This window comes from Oryzophilus luti, assembly GCF_059726245.1.
Window position 1 is genome coordinate 1,729,660 of record NZ_AP040874.1, and the last position, 15,707, is coordinate 1,745,366.

Below are 15,707 nucleotides of genomic sequence, written 5' to 3' on the forward strand. Positions count from 1 at the left end.
GAACTAAGGCATAGTATGGATGCCATGGAAGGTTCGCCAGATATCGGCACTGAACAACCTAGCGGTTGGAATTGTTACGTTTGGGGAATTCTTTATCCGGTGCTGTATCTGTCGTGCACTCCTCGGAATCGACAAAATCCATTTCTTCGCTACCACTGCATCCAATGTCTTTTGCTTTTCGCTCTCATGATTTCGGCAATGTACTTGGCTGAGAAATATGAGTTCACGATCGCCAGCGTTGCATTCGCAATTCTCTTTGCCGCCTGGATTGTGGCAATGGTTCAGGCTGGGCGGCGCAAGCTGTTCAGGCTGCCGGTCTTGGGTGCTATTGCAGAATATCTAGCATCAAACATGAAAAATCCATCCAAATGAGTGCGGAGAACTGCCCCGAGGTGGCGTTTAACGCGAGGCATTTGGACCCGCCAAGCTTTACCGCTCTTCAAATTGTTTGGGAGAGATTCTAGAAGGGCTTCTGTTTGGCGTCCCCGGGGGGATTCGAACCCCCGTTACCGCCGTGAAAGGGCGATGTCCTAGGCCGGGCTAGACGACGGGGACGCAACACTGAAGGGAACTACTTGGGTTCGACAATTCATAGTAGCAACGTTGCCCGCCGGTGTCAAAAGCGCCCTGTGGAAAGCCCCGCGGACGCACTCCTCCGCGAATCAAGCAACATGCCTTGCAGGATGTTCCCTTGTGCAACAGGCACACACGTGCAGCCCAGCAATCCCCTCCCAATGTGCAGGCAAGGCCCCGCCATCCGCGAAAGCCGCGACGCCCCGCGGAGGTTGCCGGAAGCTTGTTGATCCAGCGTGACCGGAGAATCCGCCTCGGGTACTATGAGGGGGAAAGTGAGCGATCATGAGCGATTCCCTTTTTCTGAGTCTTTGGTTCCCCGGCTTTGAGCCGGAAGAGATGATGCCGCGCGCGGTTGCCGTCATGCAGCAGTTCCCCTACTCCGAAACCGAGCCGGGCATCACCTACGCCTACGCGCAGCCCTATAGCTGGAGCGAGGCCACGGTCATGGAGCGCCGCTTTGAGCCGGGCGTGCCGCCGCACGAGGCGACCTACGAGATGTTCGCCTACGCGCAGGAGGACTTTGCCGTGGTCTTTGAGGCGTGGTGGGACCTCTGGGTTCCGGGCGACGACGGCCAGTGGTCGCAGAAGGCCCAGCGCGTGCAGTTCATTGTGCAGGGCAAACAGTTCGACGAAGCCGGCTTCACCGAGTCCGGCCACATCAAGGTCGATCTCGGCCTCGACTATCCGTTCCTGTTCGAGGAGCGCGAGCTGACGCCGGAAACCGAGCAGCACGTCAAGGCCAACATCGCCAAGCTGGTCAAGTTCACGCAGGACGTGGAGAAGCACTGCAACCTCACCGGCCGCACGTTGTGGTCGGAGGGCGATGACACGCTGGCCAAGAAGCTGATTGCGCGTCTGCAGATCACGCACTAACCTTCGCCACTTCCAACTTTACGAATGCAAAAAGCCCGGCTCTGCGCCGGGCTTTTCAACTTTCCGCATCCAGTTCTAACCACCCGGACGCGACTCCACATGGGTGAAGTGCTGCTTCAACTTCAGGAACGGCCGCTCCAGCAGATGGTAGGAGATGATGGCCGAACAGAGGGTCACGGTCAGTCCGGTGCCCACGCGCAACATGTAGCGCGACAGGCTTGCCGTCTGGTCCTTGATCCAGAAGTCGGAGCACATCAGGCCGAAGACGTGGAAGACGTAGAGGCCGTAGCTGATGCGTCCGAGGTAGATGAGCGGGCTGACGGCCCACCAGGCGTGGTCGTCGCGCAGGGCGGCCAGAATGAGCGCCACGGCGCCGAAGGCCACCACCGGGTAACCCATCATCACGCGCGACACCGTTAGCGGGTCGGCCTTGATGGCGAAGTAGTTGCCGCCCAGCACCAGGCAGGTCACGCCGCCGATCATCATCGCCCAGCGGCCCAGCTTGGAAATCTTCGGGGACTCTCCGCGCAGGATCACCGCCAGCATGATACCGAAGGCGATCGGGTCCAGACGGGTCAGGGTGTTCACCCAGATCTTCGATTCCCACGTGTGGTGCAGGCTGAGATAGAAGCGCGACAGGTTCGTCACCACCAGCATGACGATGGCGGCAATCACCAGTCCGCGCTCGCGCAGCTTGCGCACAATCGCCGGCCAGAACAGGTAGAACTGCTCCTCGATCGACAAGCTCCACATGGGGAAGATGATCGAGTTGGGGAAGCCGTGGAAGAAGATCCACCAGTTGCCGGCCAAGAAGGTAAACGCCGCCGCCGGGCCCCAGCCCAGCTTCTGCCCAGGCACCCACCAGTTCATGGAGAAGGCGAAGACGAGGAAGATGAAGTACAACGGCCAGATGCGGAGCAGGCGGCGCGCGTAGAACGAGCGCACGTCCACCGATCCGAAGCGCGCGCGCTCGCGCAGCAGCAGCTCCGTGATCAGGTAGGAACTCAGGACATAGAAGATATCGACGCCGAAGGCCGTGGTGTTGGCAAAGCCAACAATCATCTCCGACCAGAAGCCGCTGACGCCCAGCTTGGCCCAGAATTCGGGGTGATGAGGTATCGAGTGATGGACAAACACCATGCAGAAAGCCAGCAGACGCAACACATCCAGCTCTGGATGGTAGAAGCGGCTTCGTGTGGCGCGAGAAGTCTCAGGAGGGGCGGCGGAAGTTAAAGCGGAATTCGACAAAGCTCAATTGCCTAGATTGGGTTCGCTTATAAGTGTAACAGCCAACGGCCTCCGCCGTCCGGCTGCCCTCCTCAAATCCGCCAACCGTCGGGCGTCCCGGGTGCTTGGTGCGCGCCGCTCAAAGGTGCTGGGACTGCCTTGGTTACCCTCGTCACAGAAGATGTTCAAGCCGCCGTCTGGCGCGCCGATAAATCATGCACTTGCACCTCGGCGGCCTCGTCAGGGAGCAGAGTTTTCCGCAGCGGCTGGCCAAATTTTCCGAAAATAACGCCGCAATCCACTAAAGCAATTGGCAAACTTTGCCGATTCCGCCCATATCTCGCAGACTCAAGTCTGCGGAAAGGGGGTGCGCGCAATGTCCATATTGGGATTCAGCAGCGGAAGTCTGGATGCAGTGACCGCGCCGGCAACGGCAGTTGCCTCGCGGACACAGACCTTCCAGCAACTCGGACAACGGCTCCAAAGCGGAGACATTGCCGCCGCGCAGCAGGACTACGTTTCCATCTCTGGGTCGGCCGCCCCGCCTACCAACACGGAGAGCTCCGGCAGCACGGCATCCAGCACCGGCACGGCCAGCACCACGGCGACCTTCGCCCAGGCGCTCAGCCAGCTCGGGCAGGATCTTGGCTCCGGAGACCTGCAGGGAGCACGCGCCAGCTACGCACAGGTGGAGCACGCCTTGCAGACACAGTCCAGCAGCGCCTCTGAGACGGCCCCGGCCGCCTCGGAAACCGGCGACGCGAGCAGCGTGGCTACCAGCATGGGCCCCGTCTTGCTCGCCTTCCGCGTGCCGCCAATTTCGGTGAACGCGGTGCAGGTGTTGCTCTCCAGCCTGCAGGACAAAACCGCCGAGGCCTTCCAGGCCTACGGAGAAGCAGGCAGGGCCGGATAACCGGCGGCCACCGGCTCTTGCTCTCCACCCCCATCAGGAGAGCCCTGCCTTGAGTGCAGAAACACGTGCAGCGACGCCACGGAGTCGCCTTCGGCGCGAGTGACGCCCGCTCACTCCCCCAGAAAGTCCAGCAGCAGGCGGTTGAAGGCCTCCGGGCGCTCCTGGTAGGCAAGGTGCCCGGCGCGGGGAATGATGCCGAGCGGCGCGCCGGGGAAGCATGCGGCCAACTGGCGTCCGCTGGCCAGCGGAACCACCTTGTCGTCTTCTCCCCAGATAAGCTGTGTCGGGTGTTCCGCAATGCGCGGCAGCGCCGCTTCCAGCTCCGCCATATCGGCCTTCCACGTCCGCAGAATGCCACAGGCGTAACGCTCGGTGCCGGGTAACTGCATCGGCTCCGTGTAGCCGCGCTGAATCTCCGGGGTCAGCAGTGACGGGTCATAAAACATATGGCGCAGGCCGAGGCTTCCGGCGGCGACGTTGCCCACGCCAACCGTCCGGATGACCCAGTTGCCGAAGGCGGTGTTAAAGAAGCGCAGGCGGAGGTCCCCGGTGCGTGAGAACGGATTGGCAGCTGCCACCAGCACCTGCCGCCCCACCAGCCCACTGCCGCGCTGGCGGTCGAGCACGCACATGGTCATGGCCAGTGCGCCACCATGCGAGGTGCCAACCACATCGGCCCCGCTCAGTCCTTCAGCGGCCATCCAGCCGAGCAGCCGGTCGGCCATGCCGCGAAAGCTGTAATCAAAGGCCGGGTCTTCCGGCCGGTCGGAGTATCCGATGCCGACCTGATCAATGGCGTAGACGCGGCGGCGGCGCGCCAGCGCAGGCATGGTCTCCGACCATGAGAACGAACTGGCCAGCAATCCGTGAACCAGCACGACGGGCGGCAGTTCCCCGTCCGGCTCCTCGGGGCCCATCGCCAGATAGCGCATGCGGTGGCCGTCGACCGTGGCCCAGCGCTCTTCGCCAACAACAAATCGCTCGGAAGTCATCACAGATCCTCGCCGCAATTCACGGAGCAAGTTGTGTAGGCCATCCTACCGCACGCATCCGGTTGAGTCGCCAGCAGAAACCACGCACTGCGTCCCTCCAGATTCTGATTTACAAATTTCACATTCCAGATATAAGATGCGACATACTGATTTTGGAATTTCTGCACTCATCATTTGAAACGCCACCAAACAAAGCCAATCAATTTAACGACTTAACGGATTTCGATATTCACCATGAACGTGGTAACGCAGTTGCATTCATCACGGCGGGAGAGAGGCCCTGGAGGCCTTGGGCTCACCGGGAGTGCAAGCAGATCGCCGATGACAAAGGATGCACAGGTACGCTTTACTGCCATCCTGTTGGCCGTGCTGACGGCCGTGGCGGTCACGTTCGCGTGGCTCAACTTCCGCGCGGAAATGCGATTCAGCACGCCGACCGACGGCGTGTGGTGGTGGCCTGACGGCGACGGCAAGATTCTGGCCAAGCGTGTGGACCCGCGCGGCCCCGGCCAGAAGTTCGGCATACGCACTGGCGACGTGCTGGTGGCGATCAACGAAGTTGCCATCAACGACACGGCAAAAGCGACCAAAGTGATGTACCGCACCGGCGTCTGGACCAAGGCGACCTACTCGCTGGTGCGCGACAACGTGAAGCTCGAGGTTCCGGTCATTCTGGAGCCGCTCGACCGCTCGTTGAACCAGGGGCAGCGCTTTATTGCGCTCGTCTACCTTGGCATCGGCATCTATGTCCTGCTCCGACGCTGGACCGCGCCGAAGTCCGGGCACTTTTATGTGCTCTGTCTGGTCTCATTCGTTCTCTATTCGTTCCACTACACGGGCAAGCTGAACGAGTTCGACTGGATCATCTATTGGTGTAACGCTGCGGCCTGGATGCTCCAACCCGCAGTATTCCTCCACTTCGCCATCACTTTCCCCGAGAAAAAACAGGTTGTCCGCGACCACCCCTGGGTGCCTCTGCTGGTCTACGTGCCGGGCGCACTGTTGATTGCGACGCACGTGCTGCTGTTCCTGGAAGCAGAGCCGAGTGAGAACCTGAAGTGGAACATTGACCGCGCGCAGATGGGCTACCTGGCGGTGTTCTTTGTGACCGCCACCATCATGTTCTGGTACACCTACCGCACGGTCAAAACGCCGATTCTGCGCCAGCAGATGAAGTGGGTGACGCGCGGCACGTTCCTCGCTGTGGCGCCGTTCACGCTCTTCTACGTGCTGCCCTTCCTGAGCGGCAACGCGGCCACGCCGGGCATGCGGTTGAGCGAGCTGTCGCTGGTCTTTCTGCCGCTCACCTTCGGCTACGCCATCTTCCGCTACCGGCTGATGGACGTGGATTTGATCTTCAAGCGCGGCATGGCCTACACGCTGGCCGCCGGCGCCATTGCGGTGGTCTACTTCCTCGCCGTTGGTTCGGCCGCCGAGCTGTTCCACCAGAGCTTCCCGAGCGTTGGCCGCGCCGGACTGGTGGCGGCCATCGTGGTCACCGCGCTGCTGTTTGACCCGATCAAGAACTACATTCAGGACCGGCTCGACAAGTTCTTCTACCGCAAGCGCTACGACTACCGGAAGACGATGATCGACTTTGGCCGCGACCTGAACAGCGAGCGCGACATGGGGCGCATGCTGGAAGCGATCATCGAGCGTATTTCGCGCACGCTCTCGGTGGACCGCATCGCCATCTTCCTGGCCGATCCGGCCAGCCCGCAGGGCTTTGCTCTGGCGAGTTCGAGCGGCATCTCCCAGACCGAAGACCTCGACCTGAGCTTCCTTGCAAAGGATCGCCCGGAGTACGAAAGCGGCCATCTCTTCTACGACAACACGCACCAGGCGGTGCGCGAGCTGCCCACCGCGCAGGAGACCATTGCTTCGCTCGACCTGAACTACTACATCCCCTGCACGGTGATGAACCGCACCATCGCCATGCTCGGGCTGGGCAAGACGGCCGAGGGAGACTTCCTGAGCAGCGAGGACGTGGAACTGCTGGAGACCGTGGCGGGCTACATTGCCATTGCGCTGCAGAACGCGCGGCTCTATGCCTCGCTGGAGCAGAAGGCGCAGGAATACGAGCGACTGAAGGAGTTCAACGAGAACATCGTTGAATCGATCAACGTGGGCATTTTCGCCGTCGACCTGCACGACAAGATCGAATCGTGGAACTCGCAGATGGAAGTGATGTATGCCATGCGGCGCAGCGACGCCATCGGACGCTCCATCACCGAAGTGCTGCCGGCAAACTTCTGCGAGGAGTTCTACCGCGTGCGCGAGAACCCCGGCATCCACAACCTGTACAAGTTCCGCATGGCCACCACGGCGGGCGACGCGCGCACCGTGAACGTGGCCATTGCCCCGCTGACCAACCGCGAGTTGAACGTGGTCGGCCGCCTGGTGATCGTGGACGACATTACCGAGCGCACGGTGCTGGAGACGCAGTTGACGCAGGCGGAGAAGATGTCCTCGATTGGCCTGCTGGCGGCCGGCGTGGCGCACGAGGTCAACACGCCGCTCGCCGTAATCAGCAGCTACGCGCAGATGCTGAACAAGCAGTTGCAGAATGACGACCGGCAGGCTTCGCTGATGGACAAGATCATCAAGCAGACATTCCGCGCCTCCGAGATCGTCAACAACCTGCTGAACTTCTCGCGCACCAGCGGCACCGAATTTGCCTCGGTGGATTTGAACAAGATCATTCACGACACGCTGGCGCTGCTGGAGCACCAGATGCGCACCGCGCACATCCAGGTGGTGGGCGAGTTGCAGGCGGATCTGCCGCCCATCCACGGCAACCAGGGCAAGCTGCAACAGGTGTTCTTGAACCTGTTCCTGAACGCCAAGGACGCGATGCCGCAGGGCGGCACGCTGAAGGTCAGCACGGTGGCACACCACGGCGTACAGGTGGTGGTCAGCGACACAGGCTCCGGCATCGCACCGGAGCACATTCACCGCATCTACGATCCGTTCTTCACCACCAAGAGCCGCCCCAAGCAGGGCGGCACCGGCGGCACAGGTCTGGGACTGGCGGTGACCTACGGAATCATCCAGGAACACGCGGGCAAAATCCGCGTGGAGAGCCGGGTGGGCGAGGGGACAAAGTTTTTCATGGAATTTCCTATGACGAGGAAGGCAGTCCATGTCTGAGGTGGAAACAAGACGCATGACGGGCGTGAGCACGGCCTCGGAAGGCACCGTGCTGATCATCGACGATGAAGCGGCCATCCGCGAGTCGCTGCAGACGTTGCTGGAGTTTGACGGCGGCTACACGGTGGAGACGGCTTCCGACGGCGAGGAGGGGCTGGCGCACCTGGCACTGCATTCCTTCGACCTGGTGCTGCTGGATTACCAGCTCCCCGGCCGCAACGGCATGCAGATTCTTGAGGAGATCGGCAACACCTTCCCCGGCACGCCGGTCATTATGATCACCGCCTATGGCACGGTGGAGAACGCCGTGCAGGCCATGCGCGCCGGCGCCGTCAACTTCATCCCCAAGCCGTGGGGCGCCAACGAAAAGCTGCTGGCCGACGTGCGCGCCGCCATTGGCAAGCGCAAGGCGGAAGAGGAAAAGCGCGCCGCCGAGGAAGAGAACATCCACCTGAAGCGCGCGCTGAAGCAGCGTTACAGCTTCGAGAGCATTGTAGGCAAGAGCGAAGTGATGATGCGCATCTTCGACCTTGTAGAACAGGTGGCGCAGTCGCGCTCCACGGTGCTGTTGCAGGGCGAGAGCGGCACCGGCAAGGAACTGGTGGCCAAGGCGCTGCACATGAACTCGCCGCGCAAGGACCGCCCGTTCGTTCCGGTCAACACCGGCTCCATGCCGACGGACCTGCTGGAGTCGACGCTGTTCGGACACGTGAAAGGCGCCTTCACCAGCGCCGTCGCCAGCAAGAAGGGCCTGTTTGAAGTGGCCGACCGCGGCACCATCTTCCTCGACGAGATCGGCTCGATGTCGATGGAGACGCAGGCCAAGATTCTGCGCGTGCTGCAGGACCGCAAGTTCATGCATCTGGGCGGAGTCAACGAGATTCAGGTGGACGTGCGCATCATCGCCGCGACCAACGTGGACCTGCGGCAGGCGGTGAAGGAAGGCAAGTTCCGCGAGGACCTGTTCTACCGCCTGAACGTCATCACCATTGAGCTGCCGCCGCTGCGCAACCGCCGCGAAGACATTCCGCTGCTTGTTGATTTTTTCCTCAAGAAGTTCTGCAAGGAAAACGAACGGCCACTGCGCGCCATGACGCCCGAGGCACTGCGCCCGATGATGGACTACGGCTGGCCGGGCAATGTGCGCGAACTGGAGAACGTGATGGAGCGCGCCGTGGTGCTCTCCTCCGGGCCGGTCATCAGCGCCGACCTGCTGCCGGACAACATTACCGGACGCAACTCCGGCTATCCGCTGGTCTCCGAGCGACCGGACGCCTCGCTGCACGACATCATGGAAGACTGCGAGCGGCGCGTTATCGTCGACATGCTGGAAAAGTGCAACGGGAACCAGACCGACGCCGCCGAGCGCTTCCGCATCCCGCTCTCCACGCTGAACCAGAAGATCAAGCGACTCAATATCGAGATCCGCAAGCGCAGCCGCGAGCAGAGCTACTGACGGGGCGGGCGCGAGTTCGAGCGTGCGCCTGCATCGTATGGCTCCGCACGCGGAGGCCGCGATGTGCGCGCGATGGTCGAAAGGCTCGCGCCGGTTTGATATAGTCGGGGTGTTGACCGGAGCGGCCCGCGCGGCCTTTTCCGGGGGAACACGGGACGCCGATGCCCTTCTCGCTCACGGAAATCACGAAACGCAATGTTCAGGCCGTGCAGGAGTACTCGCTCCTGTCATGGCGCTCCGTTGCCAATATCTTCGGGCATCCGCGCTACCTAGCGGACACCATGCAGCAGGCCGACATTATTGGCGTCGGCTCGCTGCCCATCGTCGTGCTTACCGGCTTCTTTACCGGCGCGGTGCTGGCCCTGCAGAGCGCCAACTCGCTTTCGCGCTTCGGCATGCTGACCATCACCGGGCAACTGGTGGCGTTGAGCATGGTGCGCGAACTGGGCCCGGTGCTGACCGGCCTGATGGTGGCCGGACGCAGCGCCACCGGCATGGCCAGCGAACTGGGCTCCATGCAGGTGACCGAACAGATTGACGCCATGCGCGCGCTCGGCACCGACCCGAGCAAGAAGCTGGTGACGCCGCGCGTGGTTTCCACCACCGGCATGCTGTTCTTCCTCACCATCCTCTCCGACGTTGTTGCCATGTTCGGCGGCTCCATGATCGCGGTGCTCATGCTGCGGCTTGACTTCCACCAGTACTGGTCGTCGGCGTGGCAATCGCTGTCATCCGGAGACGTGATTATGGGCCTCATCAAACCCATCTTCTTCGGCTTCATCATCTCCACCATTGGCTGCTATTACGGCATGAGCGCCCGCGGCGGCACACAGGGCGTGGGCCGCGCCACCACGCAGGCCATGGTCGCCGCCAGCGTGCTCATCGTGGTCGTGGACCTGTTCGTGACCAAGCTGCTGATGGCCTTCTTCCCCTTCAAATAAGGCATCCATGTCGAACGCCGAACCAGCACAGGCCGCCATCAAGTTCGAGAATGTCTCGCTCGCATCAGAGGAACGTCCGGTGCTCGAAGACCTGTCATTCGAGCTGAAGCATGGGGAGACCAAAGTCCTGTTCGGCGTGGCGGGAGCGGGCAAAACTGTCATCCTCAAGCTGGCGCTCGGACTCATCCGGCCAGACTCCGGCCGCATCACCGTTCTCGGCGAAGAGATCACGGCGATGCACGAGAACGACCTGTTCGACCTGCGCCGGCGTATCGGCATGGTCTTTCAGGAGAGCGCGCTGTTCGATTCGCTGACGGTGGAAGACAACGTGGGCTACCGGCTCTTTGAGGAGCATCTTTCCGAGCCGGAGGTGCGCGAACGCGTGGTGCGGGCACTTAGCTTTGTGGAGCTGGCGCACACGCTGCCGCTGTTCCCATCCGAGCTTTCCGGCGGCATGCGCCGGCGCGTAGCCATTGCGAGGGCCATCATCACCGAGCCGGAACTGCTGCTCTATGATTCACCCACAGGCGGCCTCGACCCGGTGACCTCGACGACCATTGTGGAGTTGCTGGTGAAGCAGCGCGACGTCTACAAGACAAGCGCACTGCTGGTCACACACCGCCTGCAGGACGCCTTCACCATGGCCTCGCACGTCTTTGACCCGCAGCAGAACCACATGGTGCCCGTGCCGCCAGAATCGAACGTGGACACGCGCACCAGCTTCCTCGTGCTCCGCGATGCGCAGAAGATCTTCGAGGGCACGGCCGCCGAACTGGTCGGCTCCAGCGATCCCTACCTGCAACAGTACCTGCGGCAGTAGCAGCTATTTCTTCTCAATCAACTCCGCCGCCATCTCCGCAATGCGCGCGGCGGCGTTGGGGTGTGCGAGCGCGCGGGCAGCGGTCTCCATGGAGCGACGGCGCTCGTCGTCCTGCATGAGCGAGACGATGGCCGTGGCGAGGCTCTCCGCGTTGAGCGCTGGCTCCTCGATCAACTCCGCGGCGTGCTGCTTGGCCAGCAGCTCGGCGTTGCGAAGCTGGTGCTGGTCGGTGGCGGCGGCAAAGGGCACAAAGATTGCGGCCTTGCCTGCGGCGGCGATTTCCGCCACGGTGCTGGCGCCGGAGCGGCAGACGACAGCATCGGCGCGCGCGAAGGCCTCCGGCATGTCATTGATGAAGCGCGAGACCTGGTGCGAGAGGCCGGACGCCTCGTAGGCGGCAGCCACCTGTTCGTAATCGCGCTCGCCCGTCTGGTGAATGATGTGCAGCCCGGGCATGCGCTCAACCAGCAGCGGCAGCGCCGCGCACATGGTGTGGTTCAGAATTCGCGCGCCCTGGCTGCCACCGAAGAGCAGCAGGGTGGGTGCGCCGCCCGACTTCGGCGGCACATGGAAGAAGGCTTCGCGAACCGGCACGCCCGTAACTTCAAACTTGCGGAACCAGCGGCCGGTCTGCTCAAAGTGGACGGCGGCCACGCGGGCAAAGCGCGCGGCAATGCGGTTGGCCAGCCCCGGCACCACATTCGGCTCAAAGACCAGCGACGGCACGTGCATCAAACCGGCGGCGATCATGGCCGGTGCACTGGCATAGCCCCCCACTCCGATGACAACCTCCGCGCCAAACTTGCGCAGGATGCGGCGCGAGGCCAGCACCGAGCTGGGCACGGCCCACAGGGCCTTGACGCGGCGCGCCAAGCTGACTCCCTTGTAGCCGGTCACTTCAATCAGCTTCAGGTCGAAACCGGCGGCAGGCACCAGACGCGTCTCAATGCCGCGCGCCGTGCCCACGAAGGCGATCTCCGCGTTGTAGCGCGCGCGCAATTCGGCGGCGATTGCCAACGCGGGGATAACGTGTCCGCCGGTGCCTCCACCGGCAATGATCACTCTCATATCAGTCCGTTTGTTGCGTAATGTTGAGCAGCACGCCGATGCAGGCGAGGTTGACGCACACGCTCGAGCCGCCGTAGCTGACGAACGGCAGCGGAATGCCCTTGGTCGGCAGCAGCCCGATGACCACGCTGATGTTGAAGAACGCCTGCACGCCCAGCATGGTGGTGATACCGGTCGCAAGATAGCGCGCGTAGGTGTCGCGCGTCAGCATGGCGGCGCGCATTCCGCGCCAGGTCATAACGGCAAACAGGATGACGATGACGGCCGCGCCGATCAGCCCCCACTCTTCGGCAATCACAGCGAAGATGAAATCCGTCTGCGGCTCCGGCAGGTAGAACAATTTCTGCTTGCCTTCCATCAGTCCCAGCCCGGTCACGCCGCCGCTGCCGACGGCGATGAGCGACTGGATGATGTGGAAGCCCGAACGCTGCGGGTCCTTGTACGGATCGAGAAAGGCGATCATGCGCTGGCGGCGCCACTCGGTGCGGAAGAGCATGAAGTAGAGCACGGGCAGCGAAGCCAGAAACGCATAGCCCAGGTACTTCAGGTTCATGCCGGCGATGACCAGCACCACGGCGGTGACGATGCAGCAGATCATGGCCGTACCCAGGTCGGGCTGCTTGCCAATGAGCGCGATGAACAGCAGGCATGGCACCGCGGCGGTCAGCAGCACGTAACGCTCGCGCAGGTCCTTGTGCAGCTCAAGGTAATACGCCAGATACAAGATGATGGCGACCTTGGCGATCTCTGAGGGCTGGAATGACGCCACGCCGAGGCTGATCCAGCGATGCGCGCCGTTCAACTTCGGAAAGAAGAAGACGGCGATCAGCGCCACTGAGGTGAGTCCGTAGGTGGTGAAGACGATGGCCGGGTTCTTCAGGTGCTTGTAGTTCAGGTTCATGAAGCCGACCATGACGGCTAGGCCGGCGATGGACCAGAGCAACTGACGCTGGACAAAGTGATACTCGGAGCCAAAGCGCTGCTTGGCCACCACGGCCGAGGCGCTGAAGATCATCACCAGTCCGGCGACGACCAGCAGCAGCGTGACCGCGAAGAGCCACTTGTCGACGCTTGCGCGTTTGGCCATTAACGGGCTCCGGCAGCGGCGCGCGCGGCCAGCGCGTGCACCAGCTCCTTGAAGACGCGCCCACGCTCTTCGTAACTGTTGTACTGGTCAAAGCTGGCGCAGGCCGGAGCCAGCAGCACAATCTCTCCGGGCTGTGCCTGCTCGGCGGCCTTGCGCACGGCCAGGTCGAGCGTGTTGCACGAGCTCAGCGGAACCACGTCGCCAAGGTGAGACTGAATCTTCTCGGCAGCGGCGCCAATGGTGTAGACGCGGCGCACGCGCTCGGCCAGCAGGTTGTGCAGCACGCGGTAGTCGCTGCCCTTGTCCTTGCCGCCGAGGATGAGATGGATGCCGCCGGGGAACGATTCGAGCGCCTTGATCGTCGCGTCGACGTTGGTGGCCTTCGAGTCGTTGTAATAATCGACGCCCTTCACGTTCGCCACAAACTCCAGGCGATGTTCGACGGCGTGGAATTCCTTGACCGCGCGGCGGATCTTCTCCGGCGCCACGCCAGCCACCATGCCGATGGCGACCGCCGCCAGCACGTTCTCCAGGTTATGCAGGCCCTTCAGCGTCATCTCCGTGGCGGGCATGATCGCCTGCTCCGCGCCGTTGTTGCGGAAGATGATCTGGCCGTCGCGCACAAACGCGCCGCGCTCCAATTCCTTGCGGCGGCTGAACCACAGCACCTGCGAGCGGATGCCGGAGGCAAGCTTTGCCGTCACTTCGTCATCGGCGTTGAGCACCGCGAAGTCCTCGGCGGTCTGGTTCTCAAAAATGCGCGCCTTGGCCGCGATGTAGTTCTCCATGGAACCGTGGCGGTCGAGGTGGTCAGGCGTGATGTTGAGAATGGCCGCGATGTGCGGGCGGAAGGTCTTGATGGTCTCCAACTGGAAGCTGGAAATCTCCAGCACCACCCAGGTGTCCGGCGAAGACTGGTCGACAAACGTGATGGCCGGAGTGCCGATGTTGCCGCCAACCAGGGTTTTTGAGCCTCCGGAGGCGATGACCTCGCCGGTCAGCGTGGTGGTGGTGGTCTTGCCGTTGGAGCCGGTGATGCCGATGATGGTGCCGCTCAGGAACTGCGCGGCCAGCTCAATTTCACCGAGCACCGGAATGCCGTAGCGGCGCGCCTGCTCCAGTTGCGGCACGTTGAAGGGCACGCCCGGGCTGACGACGATGAGGTCCTGATCGCGGAAGGTGCGCTCGCCGTGCTTGCCGGTTTCCACCACAATGCCGCGATCGAGCAGCGAGGGAATTTCGTGGCGAAGTTGCTCCTCGCTCTTCGAGTCCGAAACGGTAACGCGAGCGCCGCGCGACTCCAGGAATAATGCCGAGGCCACGCCCGACTTGCCCAATCCGACCACCAGTACCCGCTTGCCTTTGACGTCCATGTCCGTTCCGCCTCCGCAATCTTCCTGAACCGGGCCGCCCCTGCGGCCACATCAATCTTGTCTTCCAGCTTAACGCAGCTTGCCTAACGCAGCTTCAGCGTGGTGAGGGCGAACAGCGCGAACACCAGCGAGGCGATCCAGAAGCGCACAATGACCTTCGACTCCGACCAGCCGAGCAATTCAAAGTGATGATGCAGCGGAGCCATCTTGAAGATGCGCTTCTTGCGCAGCTTGTAGCTGCCCACCTGCAGAATCACCGACAGGCCCTCGATAACGAAGATGCCTCCGATGAACGGCAGCAGCAGTTCCTGCTTGATGATGACCGCGACAGTGCCGATGGCGCCGCCGAGCGCGAGCGAACCCACGTCGCCCATGAAGACCTCGGCCGGGTGCGTGTTGTACCAGAGGAAGCCGATGGACGCACCGACCATGGTTCCGCAGAAGATGGTCAGCTCGCCGACCTGCGGCATGCGTTGCAGCTCAAGGTAGTCGGCAAAGATTGAGTGTCCGCTGATGTAGGTGAGCACCGTGAGCGCGGCGGCCGCGATGAGCGTGCAGCCAATGGCCAGCCCATCGAGGCCGTCCGTAAGGTTGACCGTGTTGCTGGCGCCGACAATGACAAACGTGACGAAGGCGATGAATGGCAGGAAGGCCAACGGCCACAGAAACGGCTTGAAGGCCAGTGCCGTAATCACCAGGTCCGGCCGCAGACGCTTGAAGAACGGCACCATCAGGTGCGTGGAGTACAAGCCCTGCGCCTGCATCAGAATGAGCGTAACGGCAATGACCACGCCGACCAGCACCTGCAGGCTGAACTTGCTGCGCGCGGTCAGACCCAGGTTCTGCTTGTGCGCCACTTTCAGATAGTCATCGGCAAAACCAATGCCCGCGTACGCAAGGGTGGAGATCACCGTCAGCCAGACGAACTGGTTCGACAGATCAGACCACAGCAGCGTGGGCACCACAATGGAGACGACAATGAGGATGCCGCCCATGGTGGGCGTGCCCGCCTTCTTCTGGTGCGCCTTGGGGCCTTCCTCGCGGATATACTGGCCGATCTGAAATTCGCGCAGGCGGCGGATGACGATCGGGCCAAGCACCAGGCCCATGAACATCGCCGTCACGCCGGCAAAGGCGGTGCGGAACGTCAGGTAGCGGAAGATGCGGAACGGCCCGACGTTGAAATGCTTAAAGATGTATTCGTACAGCAACCAGTAGAGCAACGTTCCCC

The 15,707-nt window shown here is 62.3% G+C and carries 13 protein-coding genes and 1 tRNA gene; 7 read left to right on the forward strand and 7 right to left on the reverse strand.

The genetic code is table 11. The annotated features are described in order from the left end of the window. Window positions 1-15: 15 nt before the first annotated feature. Window positions 16-372 carry a hypothetical protein gene (locus AC6IZO_RS07440; RefSeq protein WP_497809538.1) on the forward strand — a complete coding sequence of 119 codons (357 nt, stop codon included), beginning with the start codon at window positions 16-18 and terminating at the stop codon, window positions 370-372. A gap of 105 nt (window positions 373-477) precedes the next feature. On the opposite strand, the gene AC6IZO_RS07445 is transcribed toward AC6IZO_RS07440, so the two are convergent. Then, a tRNA-Glu gene (locus tag AC6IZO_RS07445) sits at window positions 478-555 on the reverse strand. Window positions 556-858: 303 nt separating this feature from the next. On the opposite strand from AC6IZO_RS07445, the gene AC6IZO_RS07450 reads away from it, so the two are divergent. Continuing rightward, a complete protein-coding gene (locus tag AC6IZO_RS07450) occupies window positions 859-1,449 on the forward strand; it encodes a hypothetical protein (protein WP_497809540.1) in 591 nt (196 codons plus the stop codon). Window positions 1,450-1,524: 75 nt separating this feature from the next. On the opposite strand, the gene AC6IZO_RS07455 is transcribed toward AC6IZO_RS07450, so the two are convergent. Continuing rightward, window positions 1,525-2,613 (reverse strand): acyltransferase family protein, encoded by a 1,089-nt coding sequence (locus AC6IZO_RS07455; protein ID WP_497809542.1) that lies wholly within the window; start codon window positions 2,611-2,613, stop codon window positions 1,525-1,527. A 439-nt stretch (window positions 2,614-3,052) separates the two neighbouring features. Between AC6IZO_RS07455 and AC6IZO_RS07460 the strand changes: the two genes are divergently transcribed. Next, complete coding sequence (locus tag AC6IZO_RS07460) at window positions 3,053-3,589, forward strand: hypothetical protein (RefSeq protein WP_497809544.1); 537 nt, start codon at window positions 3,053-3,055, stop codon at window positions 3,587-3,589. A gap of 110 nt (window positions 3,590-3,699) precedes the next feature. On the opposite strand, the gene AC6IZO_RS07465 is transcribed toward AC6IZO_RS07460, so the two are convergent. After that, window positions 3,700-4,581, reverse strand: a complete 882-nt coding sequence (locus tag AC6IZO_RS07465; protein WP_497809546.1) for an alpha/beta fold hydrolase — start codon at window positions 4,579-4,581, stop codon at window positions 3,700-3,702. Window positions 4,582-4,902: 321 nt separating this feature from the next. On the opposite strand from AC6IZO_RS07465, the gene AC6IZO_RS07470 reads away from it, so the two are divergent. The 4 genes from AC6IZO_RS07470 to AC6IZO_RS07485 all read left to right on the forward strand — a co-directional run bounded on the left by AC6IZO_RS07470 (window position 4,903) and on the right by AC6IZO_RS07485 (window position 10,948). Beyond that, window positions 4,903-7,731, forward strand: a complete 2,829-nt coding sequence (locus tag AC6IZO_RS07470) for an ATP-binding protein (RefSeq protein ID WP_497809548.1) — start codon at window positions 4,903-4,905, stop codon at window positions 7,729-7,731. Further along, window positions 7,724-9,187, forward strand: coding sequence for a sigma-54-dependent transcriptional regulator (locus tag AC6IZO_RS07475; RefSeq protein ID WP_497809550.1), 1,464 nt, complete (start codon window positions 7,724-7,726; stop codon window positions 9,185-9,187). Before AC6IZO_RS07470 ends, AC6IZO_RS07475 begins: the two co-directional genes overlap by 8 nt. A gap of 161 nt (window positions 9,188-9,348) precedes the next feature. Further along, window positions 9,349-10,128: an MlaE family ABC transporter permease gene (locus AC6IZO_RS07480; RefSeq protein ID WP_497809552.1), complete on the forward strand. Its 780-nt coding sequence runs from the start codon at window positions 9,349-9,351 to the stop codon at window positions 10,126-10,128. 7 nt (window positions 10,129-10,135) lie between these two features. Further along, window positions 10,136-10,948: an ABC transporter ATP-binding protein gene (locus AC6IZO_RS07485; RefSeq protein WP_497809554.1), complete on the forward strand. Its 813-nt coding sequence runs from the start codon at window positions 10,136-10,138 to the stop codon at window positions 10,946-10,948. 3 nt (window positions 10,949-10,951) lie between these two features. On the opposite strand, the gene murG is transcribed toward AC6IZO_RS07485, so the two are convergent. The 4 genes from murG to mraY form a co-directional block, all read right to left on the reverse strand. After that, complete coding sequence (gene murG / locus AC6IZO_RS07490; protein ID WP_497809556.1) at window positions 10,952-12,016, reverse strand: undecaprenyldiphospho-muramoylpentapeptide beta-N-acetylglucosaminyltransferase; 1,065 nt, start codon at window positions 12,014-12,016, stop codon at window positions 10,952-10,954. Window position 12,017: 1 nt separating this feature from the next. Continuing rightward, window positions 12,018-13,103, reverse strand: a complete 1,086-nt coding sequence (ftsW, locus tag AC6IZO_RS07495; RefSeq protein ID WP_497809558.1) for a putative lipid II flippase FtsW — start codon at window positions 13,101-13,103, stop codon at window positions 12,018-12,020. After that, window positions 13,103-14,476, reverse strand: a complete 1,374-nt coding sequence (gene murD / locus AC6IZO_RS07500; protein ID WP_497809559.1) for a UDP-N-acetylmuramoyl-L-alanine--D-glutamate ligase — start codon at window positions 14,474-14,476, stop codon at window positions 13,103-13,105. The genes ftsW and murD overlap by 1 nt, the downstream gene beginning before the upstream one ends. Window positions 14,477-14,559: 83 nt before the next feature. Next, window positions 14,560-15,699, reverse strand: a complete 1,140-nt coding sequence (mraY, locus tag AC6IZO_RS07505) for a phospho-N-acetylmuramoyl-pentapeptide-transferase (RefSeq protein ID WP_497809561.1) — start codon at window positions 15,697-15,699, stop codon at window positions 14,560-14,562. Window positions 15,700-15,707: the final 8 nt, after the last annotated feature.